The 15,583-nt window shown below is 70.2% G+C and carries 16 protein-coding genes; 11 read left to right on the top strand and 5 right to left on the bottom strand.

Annotated elements, in window-relative coordinates; genetic code table 11:
• Positions 1-126 precede the first annotated feature (126 nt).
• Complete coding sequence (locus ACZ67M_RS00730; protein WP_469849011.1) at positions 127-1,461, top strand: DNA cytosine methyltransferase; 1,335 nt, start codon at positions 127-129, stop codon at positions 1,459-1,461.
• A 149-nt stretch (positions 1,462-1,610) separates the two neighbouring features.
• On the opposite strand, the gene ACZ67M_RS00725 is transcribed toward ACZ67M_RS00730, so the two are convergent.
• Complete coding sequence (locus ACZ67M_RS00725; RefSeq protein WP_392103759.1) at positions 1,611-2,138, bottom strand: ATP-binding protein; 528 nt, start codon at positions 2,136-2,138, stop codon at positions 1,611-1,613.
• A 313-nt stretch (positions 2,139-2,451) separates the two neighbouring features.
• On the opposite strand from ACZ67M_RS00725, the gene ACZ67M_RS00720 reads away from it, so the two are divergent.
• The 9 genes from ACZ67M_RS00720 to ACZ67M_RS00680 all read left to right on the top strand — a co-directional run bounded on the left by ACZ67M_RS00720 (position 2,452) and on the right by ACZ67M_RS00680 (position 11,550).
• Complete coding sequence (locus ACZ67M_RS00720) at positions 2,452-3,297, top strand: helix-turn-helix domain-containing protein (RefSeq protein ID WP_469849009.1); 846 nt, start codon at positions 2,452-2,454, stop codon at positions 3,295-3,297.
• Positions 3,298-3,498, top strand: a complete 201-nt coding sequence (locus ACZ67M_RS00715; protein ID WP_467322733.1) for a DUF397 domain-containing protein — start codon at positions 3,298-3,300, stop codon at positions 3,496-3,498.
• A 479-nt stretch (positions 3,499-3,977) separates the two neighbouring features.
• Positions 3,978-5,447 carry a hypothetical protein gene (locus ACZ67M_RS00710; protein ID WP_469849006.1) on the top strand — a complete coding sequence of 490 codons (1,470 nt, stop codon included), beginning with the start codon at positions 3,978-3,980 and terminating at the stop codon, positions 5,445-5,447.
• Positions 5,448-5,961: 514 nt separating this feature from the next.
• On the top strand, positions 5,962-7,674 hold the full coding sequence (locus tag ACZ67M_RS00705) for an ATP-binding protein (protein ID WP_469849004.1): 1,713 nt from the start codon (positions 5,962-5,964) through the stop codon (positions 7,672-7,674).
• Between the two features lie 2 nt (positions 7,675-7,676).
• Positions 7,677-8,126, top strand: a complete 450-nt coding sequence (locus tag ACZ67M_RS00700) for a roadblock/LC7 domain-containing protein (RefSeq protein ID WP_467322736.1) — start codon at positions 7,677-7,679, stop codon at positions 8,124-8,126.
• The gene (locus ACZ67M_RS00695) at positions 8,123-8,476 is read left to right on the top strand and encodes a DUF742 domain-containing protein (RefSeq protein ID WP_125494343.1); all 354 of its coding nucleotides are present in this window, start codon (positions 8,123-8,125) and stop codon (positions 8,474-8,476) included. Before ACZ67M_RS00700 ends, ACZ67M_RS00695 begins: the two co-directional genes overlap by 4 nt.
• On the top strand, positions 8,454-9,095 hold the full coding sequence (locus ACZ67M_RS00690) for a GTP-binding protein (RefSeq protein ID WP_361353961.1): 642 nt from the start codon (positions 8,454-8,456) through the stop codon (positions 9,093-9,095). Before ACZ67M_RS00695 ends, ACZ67M_RS00690 begins: the two co-directional genes overlap by 23 nt.
• Positions 9,092-10,312 carry a cytochrome P450 gene (locus tag ACZ67M_RS00685; protein ID WP_361353958.1) on the top strand — a complete coding sequence of 407 codons (1,221 nt, stop codon included), beginning with the start codon at positions 9,092-9,094 and terminating at the stop codon, positions 10,310-10,312. Before ACZ67M_RS00690 ends, ACZ67M_RS00685 begins: the two co-directional genes overlap by 4 nt.
• An 11-nt stretch (positions 10,313-10,323) precedes the next feature.
• A complete protein-coding gene (locus ACZ67M_RS00680; RefSeq protein ID WP_392008066.1) occupies positions 10,324-11,550 on the top strand; it encodes a cytochrome P450 family protein in 1,227 nt (408 codons plus the stop codon).
• A gap of 64 nt (positions 11,551-11,614) precedes the next feature.
• Here ACZ67M_RS00680 and ACZ67M_RS00675 read toward each other — a convergent pair whose 3' ends face one another.
• Both ACZ67M_RS00675 and ACZ67M_RS00670 read right to left on the bottom strand, forming a co-directional pair.
• Entirely contained in the window at positions 11,615-12,088 is a 474-nt protein-coding gene (locus ACZ67M_RS00675; protein WP_382807798.1) for a carboxymuconolactone decarboxylase family protein, read from the bottom strand.
• A gap of 136 nt (positions 12,089-12,224) precedes the next feature.
• Positions 12,225-13,124: an alpha/beta fold hydrolase gene (locus ACZ67M_RS00670; protein ID WP_469849001.1), complete on the bottom strand. Its 900-nt coding sequence runs from the start codon at positions 13,122-13,124 to the stop codon at positions 12,225-12,227.
• Between the two features lie 205 nt (positions 13,125-13,329).
• Here ACZ67M_RS00670 and ACZ67M_RS00665 point away from each other — a divergent pair, with 205 nt between their 5' ends.
• On the top strand, positions 13,330-13,632 hold the full coding sequence (locus tag ACZ67M_RS00665; protein WP_125494338.1) for a hypothetical protein: 303 nt from the start codon (positions 13,330-13,332) through the stop codon (positions 13,630-13,632).
• A 57-nt stretch (positions 13,633-13,689) separates the two neighbouring features.
• Here ACZ67M_RS00665 and ACZ67M_RS00660 read toward each other — a convergent pair whose 3' ends face one another.
• Both ACZ67M_RS00660 and ACZ67M_RS00655 read right to left on the bottom strand, forming a co-directional pair.
• Positions 13,690-14,049, bottom strand: a complete 360-nt coding sequence (locus ACZ67M_RS00660) for a VOC family protein (RefSeq protein ID WP_361353943.1) — start codon at positions 14,047-14,049, stop codon at positions 13,690-13,692.
• 26 nt (positions 14,050-14,075) lie between these two features.
• Entirely contained in the window at positions 14,076-15,554 is a 1,479-nt protein-coding gene (locus tag ACZ67M_RS00655) for an MFS transporter (RefSeq protein WP_361353940.1), read from the bottom strand.
• Positions 15,555-15,583 lie beyond the last annotated feature (29 nt).

Here is a 15,583-nt window from a genome sequence, read left to right as displayed (position 1 = left end):
AGGCGACCTACAGCTAGGGTGCGACCGGGTTCACGTGGGCTGGACGCCTGATATGTCAGTGGGGCTGAGCAATACGGGCTCTCCCCCATGCACTGGCTCAGCCAGCGCACCCGGAAGGAGACCACGATGTCGGCGGCGGAGCACACGCAGAGACTCGAAGTCGTCGAGATCTGCGCCGGCGCCGGCGGTCAGTCCCTTGGTCTGCACCGGGCAGGATTCACTCATAGGCTCGCCGTTGAACTTGACACACACGCGGCTCACACATTGGAACAAAATCTTCGCCGAGTTCTCAAAGAAGACGGCGTAGACGTACCAGCCGACCTCGTAAAGGTTGGCGATGTGGCAAGCCCTGCCACTTGGGACCCGGATTCTTACAAGGGAGTCGCGCTACTGGCAGGGGGCGTGCCCTGCCCGCCATTCAGCATCGCAGGAAAGCAACTAGGCTCAAGTGACGAGCGCGATCTTTTCGCTTGGGCAATCGAGCTTTGCGGCCGCATGAAACCGAAGGCTCTACTCCTGGAAAATGTGCGCGGGCTCAGCACGAAACGGTTTTCCGGTTACCGTCAGGCGGTCCTCGATAAACTCCACGATCTTGGCTACATTGCTTTTTGGAAAGTATTGCAGGCCTCAGATTATGGTGTCCCTCAACTGCGCCCGCGCTTCGTCTTGGTCGCCCTCCTCCCTGAATACGCGGAATACTTTTCCTGGCCTCAGAAGGCTACAGAACAGCGCACTGTGGGTGACGTGCTGGCAGACCTCATGGGTGAAAATGGCTGGAGCGCGGCTGACGTCGAGAAGTGGGTAGCCGGCGCCCAAGGTATCGCTCCCACGATCGTCGGTGGCTCGAAGAAGCATGGTGGGGCCGACCTAGGGCCCACCCGCGCAAAGAAAGCCTGGGAGTCCCTCGGCGTCGACGCCATGGGTGTGGCGAACCATGCACCCAAGGCGGACTTCGAGCCGCGGGAGGGCGCTACGGGACCAAAGTTGACAACGGAGATGGTCGCGAGAATCCAGGGCTGGGACGGAGAGTTCGCTGACTGGAAATTCTTGGGCCTCAAGACTTCGGTCTACCGGCAGATCGGCAACGCCTTCCCGCCGCCCGTCGCAAAAGCGCTTGGGAAATCGATCAGGGACGCCCTGCTCAAGAAGGGGACACCTCACCCGCTCATCGAGACGTCTAGTACTGTCCACGACCCGGTGTATAAACTGCTGCGAAACCAGTCTCTCCGTCCACTTACCGTCGAGCAGATAATCACCAAGCTTGCCAAGGTCGGCGTATCGATGGAAGAACCCGAGGTGGAGCGTCACCTGAACCACTTGGGCCACGACTTCGAAGTGGAGAAGACCGAACGTAAGACCGGCGAACTCGCCTATTCTCTGGGGCAGTTCAAGGCATTCGTCGGTCAGGACGATCACCAGCGCCACGACCTGTTTACTCAGCACCGAACGAAGATCAGCTGAGGCACCCTGCGATAGCGGAGCCCTCATTCACTTAATCGGGACCAAACGTGCAGGGGTGGCTCTTGGTCACTCGCTAGCTGTTCCTCACGGCCGCCCGCGCGGCAGGAAGATCAGATACGACAGCTGGCTGCGACGGCGCGGACCGGGCGTTAGGCCGCGTCCGCCTCGTATCGCATCTGAGCACTGTCCAGCACGTCATCCGGGTCCAGGCCACGCGCGGATGCCCAGTGCAACAAATCGGCGATCAGTTCGATCGCCGACCGCGCGAGCACCGCCTCGCTCCGCCGCCCTTGCAGAACGGCGCCGCTATGTCCCTGGTAATTGTCCAGCGCCTCAACGGCACGGTTCATACGTCGGCACTCGGCCTCGGAGCCCAACTCGATCTCGCACCACACCGCCTTGCCAAGCGCCGTAACCACCGTTCCCCAGTCCACCGCCATGGCGGCGAGCATGTGCAATCCGCGACCACACTCCGCGTCGCACGCGACGCTACGCAGCGCGGGGAGGGAACGGCTCTTGTCGTGCATCTCGACGCGCAGCCGCTCACGCTTCCACTCCAGGATTAGGGTGGCCAAAGAACCGTTGCCAACGTGCTTGATGACGTTCGCCGCCAGTTCCGTCACGACGAGTTCAGTCTCCTCGCCGGCCCCGGACACGCCCCACTGATCCAGTTGCATGGCCGTGGCTCTCCGCAGCAGTCGCACCTCTGCTGGCACTGCCTCAAACGGCAGGACACAACGGCGCTCGCGACCCGTGGGATTGGCACCAGACACCAACATTCCTCCTCCCGTGCCACGCACGTTCGACGCAGACCGTGTCTGCACGGCTGCGATGCGTAGCGGTTCGGTAGCGAGCATGGCACAGAGATATCTCACTGTGTAACTTCTCATGAGAATCGATCGAGTGAATCCCGTGGTGAGGTGACCGCCGCACTGCCTAGCCTGTTCACGCCTTGAGCGGTTGTTCGGGGTTACGCCACAGAGGAGTTCAATGTCCGTAAGGGCCACCACACGCCGTCGCCAACTGGGCGCGACACTGCGCAAGTTGCGCGCTCGCAAGGGGATGACGCTCGAGGAAGCCGGGCGGCTGGTCGGCGTATCCAAGGCCACGGTCAGCCGGTATGAGACTCAGACCGGCCCAGTGAAGTGGATCGTTGTCGACGCTCTATGCCGCGAGTACGGAGCGGCTGAAGCCGAGCGAGAGGCCGTTGTAAGACTGGCCAAGGACGCCAAGCAGCAGGGCTGGTGGAGTTCGTTTGCCGACTCTATCCCGGAGAGCATGAATCTGTTGCTCACGCTTGAGGACGAGGCCGTACGGGAGGACCACTTCTCCTGCGTCTACGTCCCAGGTCTGCTCCAGACCCGCGCCTACTGCAGCGCTCTGCAGAAGGCGAACGAGGTCCCCCTAGAACCGGTCGAGATCGACCGGCTGGTGGACATCCGCATGAAGCGGCAGGAAGTTCTCACCCGGCCGAACCCTCCCCGGCTGTGGGCGATCCTTGACGAATCAGTGATCCGCCGGGTCGTGGGGTCCCGGGAGGCTATGAAGGAACAGCTCGACCGACTGCTCCAAGCGAACGATTCCCCTCACATCACGCTTCAGGTACTGCCGTTCTCCAAGGGAGCTCACTCCGCTGCTCTCGGGAGCTTCGTGATCATCGGTGGGACCGAGTCGGCTCTCGACGTTGTCTACGTCGACTTCCACACCGGCTCGCTCTTCATGGAGACAGACGAGGAATTGGGCCGGTACAGACTTGCGTTCGAGTACCTTCGCGCACAAGCGTTGGACATGGAGGCTTCCTCCGCCGTGATCCATCGCGCCCTCAAGGAGTTGTAAATGCCCACCGCCTCTCCGTCCGCATCCGAGCCAGCCTGGTTCAAGTCGTCGTACAGCGGCGGCAATGCCACCGAGTGCGTGGAATGCGCGTACGTCGGCGACGTCGCACTCATACGCGACTCGAAGCATGGGCATGGATCAGTCCTCGCCGTTCGGCAGCAGACCTGGACCGCCTTCGTCGGCTCTGTCCGTGCCAGTTAAAGCCGTTCTACAGCCGCGGCCAGTGGCTGAACCTGCCTCCCTCCACCGGCGGCCTCACCCGGCTTCGTCCGAACCAACTGGTCGGCATATCAAGCGCGGTCGGGGACGCCATCGACATCCTGGGGGCCACTTCACGACGCACCACACGACCCTGGCGGCCGCCTCCGTCCTTATCGGCGCTTCTTGATCCTCGGCCGTGCCGCCTTGTGCCGGTCGGCACGGCGGTACAGATCCGGCCTCCTCCCTCCCCCCACCACAACCCGCCCCCCACCATCCCCGAAGATTTCCCCCACCGCTCCCCTCCCGTTCGCCGGGCCTGGCTACCTTCGCCTCGCCCCGTCCGGTACAGGAGAGGTACACCCATGAGCAGCCCGGTCCACCGAACCGAGACACGGCAGTCCGTGGCCACCATCGTGTCGGCCCGGCAGCGTCGGGAAAGTGGGCGGGACGGGGGTGGGTCTGGGTGGTCGGCGGAGCAGGTGCTGCTCGAGATCCAGGGAAGCGCCGGGAACCGCGCCGCCACCGCCGCCGTGCAGCGTGCCCGCGGTGCGGACAAGGGCAAGGCGCCGGAGGGGGCCGGCGTCGGGGGTGACGGGGCGAAGAAGCGGACGAGCTACCGGGACCGGATCGCCGGGCTGCTCGACCGGTTCAAGAAGAATCTCGAACCCATCGACACCTGGATCAAGGGCGTCCAGACGCCCACCAACGCCGGCTTCACCCAGCAGGCCGCCGTCTCGGCCAACGAGGGGCTCAAGCACTCCGCCGCCGCCTCGGGGACCTCCGCCGCGTCGGGGAACCTCCTCACCGAGGCCGCCGGGACCGTGGTCAGCGGTATGGACGCGTACAAGAGCATGAAGGACGCCAAGAAGGCCGGGGACGGGGCCGAGCACCACACCGCGAACAAGAGGGCCAAGACCAAGGGGACCGACGCGGTCGTCGGGGCCGCCGGTTCGGGGGCCTACAGCGCGGCCATCGCGAAGGAAGTGACGAAGATCCAGAAGGCGGCGGACGCCGCCGTCGCCTCCGAGGCGAGCGGTATCGCCAGCGCCGCCGTCGCCGGGATGAAGAGCGTCCGGTCCGTGTTCCGGGTCGGCGGTGCGGCCCGGAAGTACAAGCGGGTGAAGGAGCTGGGCGATCCGCATCTCGTGCACGCCGAGTCCCTGGCCCGGCTGAACGAGTCGCGGGAGCAGGCCAACTGGGCCGCGGCGGAGGCGTACGTCGCGCTGGACGCCTACTGGAAGCAGGAGGGCGAGGGACGGCTGGAGCTGATCGGCGAGGCCGTCGACGCCGCCTGGGAGGCGATGGGGGAAGCCCGTGACGCCGCCGAGACGCTCCAGCGCGCCGAGAAGAACGTGGAGAAGCTGAGCACGGCCCAGGGGTACGCGAAGAAGAAGCAGCTCACCAAGATCGGCAAGGAGACGGTCGGCGGCGCGTTGGGCGAGTCCACCAAGGCCGCCGCCGGAGTCGTGACCGCGGTCGCGGCGGGGACGGCCGGGCTCGCGTCCAATCCGGTCGGCTGGGGCCTCGCCGGAGCCGGCGCCGGACTCGTCCTCGGCGTCACCCTGTACAAGGCGCTCCGCGCCGCCACGAAGCGCTACGAAGAGGTCCGCCACCCGGAGGTCTGGGCGAAGGAGGGCGAGACCCCTGCTGAGGCGGCGTCCCGCAAGGAGTCGCTCCAGCACGCCCTGAAGTTCTGGAAGAAGGTGTCCAAGGGCGAGCGGGCGGCCATGGCGCGGGAGATCTACGCCCTCGCCGCGGGGCCCGGCATCGCCGGGAGCGGCGGTACGACCGAGGAGATGCGGCAGTCCGGCATGTCCCTGCTCATCGCGCTCAAGTCGGGCCCCGCCGACCACAAGCTCGACCAGGAGGCGTGGGTGGCGAGCCTCAACGACCCCTCCAAGACGGACGGCTGGATCAAGGAGATCGCGGAGCAGCTGGCGTCGGGGTGACACCTGCCTCCGTCAATTACCAGCGTGTTGTGCCACAAGGCCAACCCCTTTTCGGCCAAGTGGAGTCGGTCGTCATCCGCGCATTTTTCGGCTCAATCCCCCGGCGGCCCCAGTTCGTGGTCACGAGGCCGGTACGAGGCGTGAGCACAAGCGGTAGGGTCCCTTCCCGTACGTCGAACGACGGTCGCGGGTACGGGAGTTCGAGGTAGGTCGGGGCCCTCGCGGTCCGGGGTGCCTCAAGTCCGCGCCGTCGTCACCCCCCAGCTCGTACAGGCCTCGTGTGTTGCTTGGAGATCCATGTCGTGCGTCGCCCTCACCGTCCCACGGATCGCCGGCTCCTCGGCGCGCGGTGGTCCCGGGAGACAGCACCGGTTCTCTTCGGCCTGTTGACGACCCCCGGCCGTGCCACGGGCCTGGCGGTGCGTCGTCCCACGCCTCGCGCTCCGCGCCTTCGCGCCGCCGTCCGCCGGTCCCGGCCCACCCCCACCGACGGCTTCCGATCCGTGAGGACCTGATGACTGAACTGATATTGAGCGCCGCCGCGTTGCTGGCGGTGGCCGGAGTCGGGGCCGCGTGGTACTTCCGGCGCAAACGCGACGAGGCCCGGCGCCGGGCCGAGCAACTGCGCGAGCACGCCGACCGGCTCACCCTGCAACTCGTCGCGGCGGAGCAGTGCGTGGGGCACCTCGCGGCCACCGTGATCCCCGCGGCGGCCAAGGGCGGTGAAGGGCCCGAAGGGGGCGGGCTCCTCGTGCCGGCGCAGCTCGACGGGACCCCGCTCGCCGAGCGGCTGCGTGCCGTCCCCGGGGCGGTGGCCTCGGTCGTGGCGGACGTACGGGGGCAGGAGCGGGCGGCGGCCGCCCAGGCCGCGGCCCAGGCCGCCGAGCAGGTCCGGCAGGACACCGAGCGGTACGTCGCGCAGGTGCGGCACGAGTCCGTCGGCGTGGCCCGGGCCGCCGTGCGCGGCTTCGCCAACAACGTCGTCGCGCGGTCGGCGCGGCTCGGCCGGGCCGTCAGCCAGGGCGTACGGCGGCACATCTCGGACGAGGCGTACGCGACGCTGGTGGAGATCGACCACCTCGCGCAGCAGATGCTGCTCACCGCGTCGGGGTACTCCGTACTCGCCGGGGACAAGCTGTCCCGGCGCTGGCCCGCCACCTCGCTGACCGACATCACGCGCGCGGCGATGGGCCGGATCGAGGGATACGAGCGGATCAAGCACCCCGAGATGGGGTCCGTGGTGGTCGAGGGGCGCGCGGTGGAGGCGGTCGTGCACGCGCTCGCCGTCCTGCTGGACAACGCGCTGCGCTACTCCCCGCCCGCCGCCAGTGTCCACGTCTCGCTCGAACACGGGCACCACGCCTGCTTCCTGATCGTGGACGACGCCGGGCTGCGCATGGACGACGAGCGGCTGCTGTGGGCCGGAAACGTGATGTCCGGCGAGCAGCGCGACGACATCACCCGCCTCGGCGCCCACCCCCAGACCGGGCTGCGCGTGGCGTCCCTGCTCGCGGAGAACTACGGCTTCCGCGTCGAGCTGACCGCGCCGAACATCTACCAGGGGACCCGGGCCATGGTCGTCCTGCCGAAGAACCTTCTCGTCGATCCCGCGGCGTCGGCGGGGAGCGGGGCCGGGACCGTCGCCGCGGCTGTGGCGGGAACGGCGGCGGGGTCCGCCACGGGGACGGCTCAGCCCGTGGCCGCGACCGCCGCCCCGCCGGCCGCCGTCGCCGCGACCGCCACCCCGCCGGCCGCCGAGCCCGCGCCCCCGGCGCCCGCCCCCACCCCCGCGCCGGCCCTCACCACCGAGCCCGCGCACCAGCCCACGCACGAGCCCGCGCCGCAGCACGAACCCGCCGCCCCCAGCCCGGAACCCGCACCGGCACCGGCATCTGCGCCCGCGACTACCCCCACACCCGCGACGCCCCCCGCACCCCCCACCACCACCGCCAACGGCCTCACCGTGCGCCGCCGCTCCCCCGCCCCGGCCCCGTCGCGGCCACGTCCCGCACCGGCCGCCGACACCGAGCCCGGCCGTCCGGCCGTCGCCGCCGCCTGGGCCGCCGGCACCCGGCGCGGCCGCGACGGGGAGCCCGCACCGGCCGCGCCGGATGCCGCGAGCACGGACCGGGGCACTCCCCGCGAGGCCCCCGAAGCCTCCCCCACCGCCGCCCACAACGCCCCCCACCCGGCCGCCCGCGACGCCGCTCACGACGAAGGACACTGATCGTGCAAGACACACACACCAACAGCCTGGGCTGGCTGCTCGACCAGGAACTCGGCACCGTCGAGGGCGTCCGCTACGCCGTGCTGATGAGCAGCGACGGGCTGCTGAAGGCCCGTACGGAGACGATCGGCCAGGACGACGGGGAGAAGTTCGCGGCGCTGACCGCGGCGCTGCGGGCGGCGGGCAAGGCCTGGGACGAGTTCACCGGCGGGGCCGGCATGCGCCAGCTGCTGATCGAGTCGGTCGGCTGCATCGGGCTGACGACCACCGCCGCGAAGAACACGATGCTGTCGGTGTGCACGACCGGCCCGGACGCCGACGTCGGGCTGATCTCCCACCACATGGTGCGGCTCGCCACCCGGGTCGGGCACGAACTGGGCACGGCGGAGCGCGTGCCGGTCGCCGAGGGCGCGGCGGGCGCGGGAGGCGCGGAAGGCGGCTCGACGGCATGACCGGGCCGCGGCGTGACCCCGACATGGTCAGGCCCTACGTCCGTACCGGGGGCCAGGTCCGCGCCCGCGAGGACGTGCGCCCGGAGAGCGTGGTCATCGCCGCGACCGGCCCGACGGACACCCTCGCCCCGGACGCCCGCCGGGTGATGCGGCTGTTCGCCGGCGCGGACGGCGGCCTGGCCGTCGCCGACATCGCCGCCGCGCTGGAGCTGCCGCCCTCCACGGTGCGGATCCTCGTCTCCTCGCTGATGGACTCCGGCCACCTCTCCAGCCCGGTCGCCGCGACCGAGCACCAGCCCGACTTCGACCTGCTCCAGGAGGTACTCCGTGGACTGCGCTCCATGGTCTGACCCGCCCGTCACCTACGTCCCGGCCTCGGTGACGCGGTCGGCCAAGATCGTGGTCGCGGGCGGCTTCGGCGTCGGCAAGACGACGTTCATCGGCAGCGTCTCGGAGGTACGGCCGCTGCGGATGGAGGAGCCCATCACGCAGGCCAGCGCCGGCGTGGACGACCTGCGCGGCACCCCGCACAAGACGACGACGACCGTGGCGATGGACTTCGGCCGCATCCACATGGCCGACGGGCGGCTCGCGCTGTACCTGTTCGGGCTGCCGGGGCAGTCCCGGTTCCAGCCGCTGTGGGAGGACCTGGCGGAGGGCGCCCTCGGCTGTCTCGTGCTGGCCGACACCCGCGACCTCGACGCCTCCCACGACGCCCTCGGTCTCCTGGACGGCGCCGGCATCCCGTACGCCGTCGCCATCAACACGTTCCCCGGCGCGCCGGGTTACCCCGAGGCGGAGCTGCGCGAGGCGCTGGCCCTGGAACCCGCGACGCCCCTGACGGCCTGCGACGCCCGCGACCGCACGTCCTCGCTGCACGCCCTGATCACGCTCACCGAGTACCTCTCCGAGCACAAGCAACAGCGCGAGCACCGCTCAGCCGCCGCCCTCCAGGAGTCCCGCCCATGACGTTGCCCTCCGCCGAGCCCGCGCCGACGAGCCCACCGGGCCGGATCGCCCTGTACGACCCGGAGTTCGCGGCGGACCCGCACGCCGCGTACCGGCGCATGCGGCGCACCCACGGTCCGCTCGTCCCCGTCGATCTGGCGCCCGGTGTCCCCGCGACCCTGGTGATCGGCTACTACCAGGCCCGCCGCATCCTCAACGACCCGCTGCGCTTCCCGGCCGACCCCCGCGCCTGGGAGAAGCTGATCCCGGCGACCTGCCCGGTCCGGCCGATGATGGAGTGGCGGCCCAACGCGCTGCGCTCGGGCGGCGCCGAGCACGCCCGCTACCGGTCCGCCAACACCCACGCCATCGACAAGGTCGACCAGCACGGACTGCGCGCCCTCGTCGAGAAGGTCGCCGACGGCGCCATCGACGGGTTCCGCACCACCGGTTCGGCGGACCTGCTCACCCAGTACTCGTTCCCCATCGCCTTCAGCGTCCTCAGCGCGCTGCTGGGCTGCCCGGACGAGATCGGGCAGCGCATCGCCGACGGTATGGCGAAGATCTTCGACACCACCAACGCCCAGCGCGGCAACGAGATCCTCGCCCAGGCCGTCTCCGACCTCGTGACCCTGCGCCGGCAGCACCCCGGCGACGACATCACGTCCCGGCTGACGCTGCACCCCGCCGAGCTGACCGACGAGGAGATGGGCCATCAGCTCGTCACGCTCTACGGTGCCGGGATCGAGCCGCTGACCAACCTGATCAGCAACACGATCCTGAAGATCCTCACCGACGAGGAGTTCTCCGCCGATCTGCACGCCGGGCTGTCCACGGTGCGCGACGCGCTCGACGCCGTCCTCTACACCGACCCGCCGATGGCCAACTACTGCATCTCCTATCCCCCGTACCCCATCGACGTGGAGGGAGTGCTGCTGCCCGCCGACCAGCCGGTGGTGATCTCCATGGCGGCCGCGAACAACGACCCGGCCCTGACGGAGGGCGTGCCCGAGGGCCGGCACACGGGCAACCGGGCCCATCTGGCCTGGAGCATCGGCCCGCACGCCTGCCCCGCCCGTTCGCACGCCTACCTCATCGCGGAGACCGCGGTCACCCACCTCCTGGACGCGCTGCCGGAGACGGACCTCGCCCGTCCCCTCGCCGACCTCACCTGGCGTCCCGGCCCGTTCCACCGGGCCCTGGAATCGCTGCCCGTCACCTTCCCCGCCGCACACTAAGGAGCCAGGTCATGGCGACCCAGCAGTCTCCCCTCGTCCTCGACCCCACCGGTGCCGGTCACCACGCCGAGCACCGCGCCCTGCGGGAGCGCGGCCCGGCCACGCGGGTGGACGTGCTCGGTGTGGAAGCCTGGTCGATCACCGATCCCGCCCTGCTCAAACAGCTCCTGACCAGTCCGGACGTCTCCAAGGACGGGCGCGCGCACTGGCCCGCCTTCGGTGAGGTGGTGGCCACCTGGCCGCTCGCCCTGTGGGTGGCGGTGGAGAACATGTTCACCGCGTACGGCCAGGGCCACCGCAAGCTGCGCCGGCTGGTGGCCCCGGCCTTCAGCGCCCGTCGCATCGAGGCGATGCGGCCGGCCGTCGAGGGGATGGTCGCCGGGCTGATCGACCGGCTCGCGGAGCTGCCCGCCGACCGGCCGGTCGACCTGCGGCAGGAGCTGGCGTATCCGCTGCCCATCGCGGTGATCGGTCACCTCATGGGCGTGCCCGAGGACCAGCGGGAGGGCTTCCGCGCGCTCGTCGACGGCGTCTTCGACACGACGCTGAGCCAGGCCGAGGCGATGGCCAACACCGCGCGCCTGTACGGGGTCCTGGACGAGTTGATCGCCGACAAGCGGGCCACGCCGGGCGACGACATGACGTCCCTGCTCATCGCGGCCCGGGACGACGAGGAGGACGGTGCCCGGCTCTCCCCCGGGGAGCTGCGGGACACGCTGCTGCTGATGATCAGCGCCGGCTACGAGACCACCGTCAACGTCATCGACCAGGCCGTGTACACCCTGCTGACCCAGCCCGACCAGCTGGAACTGGTCCGCAAGGGTGCGGTCACCTGGGGCGACGTGGTGGAGGAGACGCTGCGTCACGAACCGGCGGTCAAGCACCTGCCGTTGCGGTACGCGGTCACGGACATCGCCCTGCCGGACGGGCAGACCATCGCTCGGGGGGAGGCGATCCTCGCCTCGTACGCCGCCGCCAACCGGCACCCGGACTGGCACGCCGACGCCGACACCTTCGACGCGACGCGCGTGGTCAAGGACCACCTGGCGTTCGGGCACGGGGTGCACTTCTGCCTCGGCGCGCCGCTGGCCCGCATGGAGGTCGTGCTCGCGCTGGAGAGCCTCTTCGACCGCTTCCCCGGCATCCACCTCGCCGATCCGGCGGAGGAACTGCCGCCCGTGCCCTCGCTGATCAGCAACGGCCACCAGCGGCTGCCGGTCCGGCTGTACGCCGGCTGAACCGCCGGGACGGCGCGCCCCGGCGTTCGGGGCGCGCCGTCCACCGGCCGGGAGGCTCCGCGGATCAGCCGAACATGCCCGGCTCGTAGTCGCCCGCCGGCTGCTGGGTGATGACGTTCATGCGGTTGTAGGTGTTGATGACGGCGATCAGGCCGACCAGCGCGATCAGTTGGTCCTCGTCGTAGTGCTCGGCGGCCTTCGCCCAGGCCTCGTCGGTGACGCCGCCGCCCGAGTCGGCGATGCGGGTGCCCTGTTCGGTCAGTTCGAGGGCGGCGCGCTCGGCGTCGGTGAAGACCTTGGCCTCGCGCCAGGCGGCGATCAGGTTGAGGCGCAGGGAGGTCTCCCCGGCCTTCGCGGCGTCCTTGGTGTGCATGTCGAGGCAGAAGCCGCAGCCGTTGATCTGGCTGGCGCGGATCTTGACCAGTTCCTGGGTCGCGGCCGGCAGCGCCGAGTCGGTCACGGCCTTGCCCGCCGAGTTGATGTGGCGCAGGAGCTTGCCGGCGAGGGGGTTCGAGAACAGGTTGAGTCGAGCTTCCATGAGGGGTTCCTCCGTCGTGGGTCGTCCGGCCGGTCCGGCCGGGTGGCCGGTGGTGCGCTCTGGGGCTACACCGCTACGACGGAGTGCGCGGGCGTGATGTGACAGGCCACGGAGATCAGCTGGTGTGACCTGCGTCTCACCCGTGCGTGGCGGGTCCTTCGGGCCGTTCGGGCCGTTCCAGCAGCCTGAGCAGGGCGGCCGTGACGTCGCCCGGGCGTTCGTCCATCACCCAGTGCCCCGCGTCGTCCAGCATCGTCAGTTCGGCGCCGGGCACGGCCGCGGCCAGCCCGGTCGCGATGTCCGGGCTCAGGTACGGGTCCGTGCGGCCCCAGACCACCGCCGTCGGGCAGGTCACCGTGTCCAGGCGGCGGCGCAGCTCGGGGCGGGGCGGGGTGCGGTAGTCACCGAAGTAGTGGAGCAGCCAGCGGCGGCCCTCCGGGGTGTCCATCCAGTCGACGTAGCCGTCCAGGAGGCGGGCGTCGAGATGGCCCGCGCGGACGAGCGGGGCGAAGGTGCGGCGGTGGAGGGCGGCGTACGGCAGGCGCAGCGCCGCGGACCGGAGTGCGGGGGTGCGTCCGGCGAGGCCGATCAGGCTGAAGACGGTGTACCAGCGGCGGGTGAACGTGGCGTGCGCGCGGCTGTTGAGGACGGCCAGCCTGCGCACCCGCGCGGGGTGGGCCTCGGTGAAGCCCAGGGCGAGGAAGCCGCCGTAGTCGTGGCCGACCAGGTTCACCGAGTCGAGTTCCAGGGCGTCCAGCAGGCGGCCGATCCGGGCGACCTCGGTGTCGTAGTCGAAGGGCAGGTGGAGGGGGCGGTCGGACTCGCCCCAGCCGAGGAGGTCGGGGGCGACGACCCGGTGGCGGGCCGCGAGGCGCGGGACCTGGTGGCGCCAGCAGTGGTGGTTCGCGGGGTAGCCGTGCAGGAGCAGCACGGCTTCGGCGTCGGGCGGCCCCGACTCCCAGCAGGCCACCCTCGCTCCGTCCACCCGGACCGACCGGGCGCGGGGCCGGTCCGTGCCGGGACTCTGCGTGTTCATCGGCTGCGCGCTCCCTCGGTCGGTCCGTCCACCCCTCTGAACGTGCGGATACCCGGAAGTGACGCGGCCAGGGCACGGCCTGCGCCCGAACGGGGGGTACGCCCGCGCCGACGGGCGGGGGAGAGGCGCTCACCCCGGCGCGTGCGCCGGGCGCGACGGTGATTAGCCTCGGAACCATCAGTCGGAGGCGTGGCAGGAGGCAGAGATGGCGAAGGTTCCCAGCGCGGCGGTCGCCGCGGGCGGGCTCGTCGGCGGGTACGGCGTGGCCCGGTGGACCAAGCGGCGGGAGCTGGGCGGAGCCGTGCTGGCCGTGGCCGGGGCCGCCGCCGCACAGCAGTGGCGGCAGCGGGCCGGCGGTGCGGCCGCAGGCGCCCTGACGGCCGCCTACGTGGCGGGCTTCGCCGGATCCCACCCGCTGGCCAAGAAGGTGGGCGCCTGGCCCGCCGTCCTCGGCGTGGCCGGCGCGGTGGCCCTGGCCTCCTGGGCGGTGGCCGACCGGCGCGGCTGAGCGGGCGGGCGTCGGGGCGACCGGCGCGGCTGAGCGGTGCGCCGCGCGGGAGCCGGGTCAGGAGCGGTGGGTCAGGACGTTGATGACCTTGCCGCTCGGGTCCCGTACGAAGAAGCGCCGTACGCCCCACTCCTCGTCCTGCGGCTCCCGTACGATCTCCGCGCCCGACGCGGCCACCTGGGTGTAGACCGCGTCGACGTCCTCGACCTCCACGCTCAGGTCGGGGACGACCGGCGCGGTGCGCTCCTCGGTGAAGAGGCTGATCTGGGCGGTCGGGTTGGACGGCGAGGCCAGGGTCGTCACCCAGCCCATGTCCATGACCTCCTCGAAGCCGAGGAGCCCGTAGAAGTCACGGCTCGAGTTCCACAGTTCCTCGGACTCGATGTGCAGGTTGGGGACGATTCTGCGGATGGTCATCGGGTGGCTCCTGATCCCGTTGTTCCCTAGGGCTGCGCCTTCACGGAGGAGAGCGGTTCGGCGATGTCCTCCAGCGAACGGCGTTCCGCCTTCACCGCCAGGAACGCCGCCACCAGACCGGCCGCGCACATCAGCCCGGCACCGACCTGGAAGGCCAGAACAGTGTCGCCGACCACGCCGGACTCCGTCAGGTCGGCGAAGAGCAGCGGGCCGCTGATACCGCCGGCGGCGGTGCCGAGGGCGTAGAAGAAGGCGATGGCCATGGCCCGGGTCTCCATCGGGAAGATCTCGGAGACGGTCAGGTACGCGCTGGACGCGCCGGCCGACGCGAAGAACAGCACCACGCACCAGCAGGCCGTCATCGTCGTGGCCGTGAGCGAGCCCTGGTCGAAGAGGTACGCCGTGCCGAAGAGCAGCACGCCGGACAGCAGATACGTACCCGAGATCATGATCCGGCGCCCGACCGTGTCGAAGAGCGGGCCGAGGAGCAGCGGGCCGAGGAAGTTGCCGGCGGCGATGACGGCGAAGTAGTAGCCGGTGCTGCCGGTCGGCACGTCGAAGAAGGTGATGAGGATGGTGCCGAAGCCGAAGGTGATGGCGTTGTAGAGGAAGGCCTGGCCGATGAAGAGGGAGAGGCCGAGGACGGCGCGGCGCGGGTAGCGGCGGAAGACGGTCTTGGCGATCAGACCGAAGCCGATGCTCTTGCGCTGGTGGATGGTGATCTCACCGGCCGGCGGCGGCAGCTTCTCCCCCTTCTCCTGCTCGATCTCCCGTTCGACGGAGGAGACGAGGGTGTCCGCCTTCTCGCCCTGGCCGTGGATGAACTGCCACCGTGGGCTCTCCGGCACGTGCCGCCGTACGAGCAGGATGACCAGGCCGAGGACGACGCCCAGGCCGAAACTGAGCCGCCAGCCGAGGTCCTTGGGGAAGATGTCGGTGTCCAGCATCACGATGGACAGCAGCGCGCCGCCGATGGCGCCCAGCCAGTAGCTGCCGTTGATGATGAGGTCGACCCGGCCCCGGTACTTGGACGGGATCAGCTCGTCGATCGCGGAGTTGATGGCCGCGTACTCGCCGCCGATGCCGAAGCCGGTGAGGAACCGGAAGAGGAAGAACCACCAGGACTCGAAGGACAGGGCGGTCAGCGCGGTCGCCGCGAGGTAGACGACCAGCGTGACCATGAACAGCTTCTTGCGGCCGTAGCGGTCCGTCAGCCAGCCGAAGAACAGGGCACCGGAGCACGCGCCCGCCACGTACAGGGCGGCGGCGAGGCCGGTGATCTGCGCGGAGGTGATGTCGAGGCCGCTGCCGTCCTCGGCGATGCGTCCGGCGACGTTGCCGACGATCGTGACCTCCAGACCGTCCAGGATCCAGACGGTCCCGAGGCCGATCACGATCATCCAGTGCCATCGCGACCAGGGCAGGCGGTCCAGGCGGGCCGGGACGGCCGTGGTGACGGTCCCGGCGGAGGCGGGCACCGGACCCGACGCCGATTCTGCTGTCATGGCTCCCTCTCCGTCGAGCGAACGCCTCC

The organism is Streptomyces sp. NPDC107500 (assembly GCF_055582785.1).
Note: the sequence above shows the minus strand (reverse complement) of the source record. Positions and strands in the feature narration are given on the sequence as shown.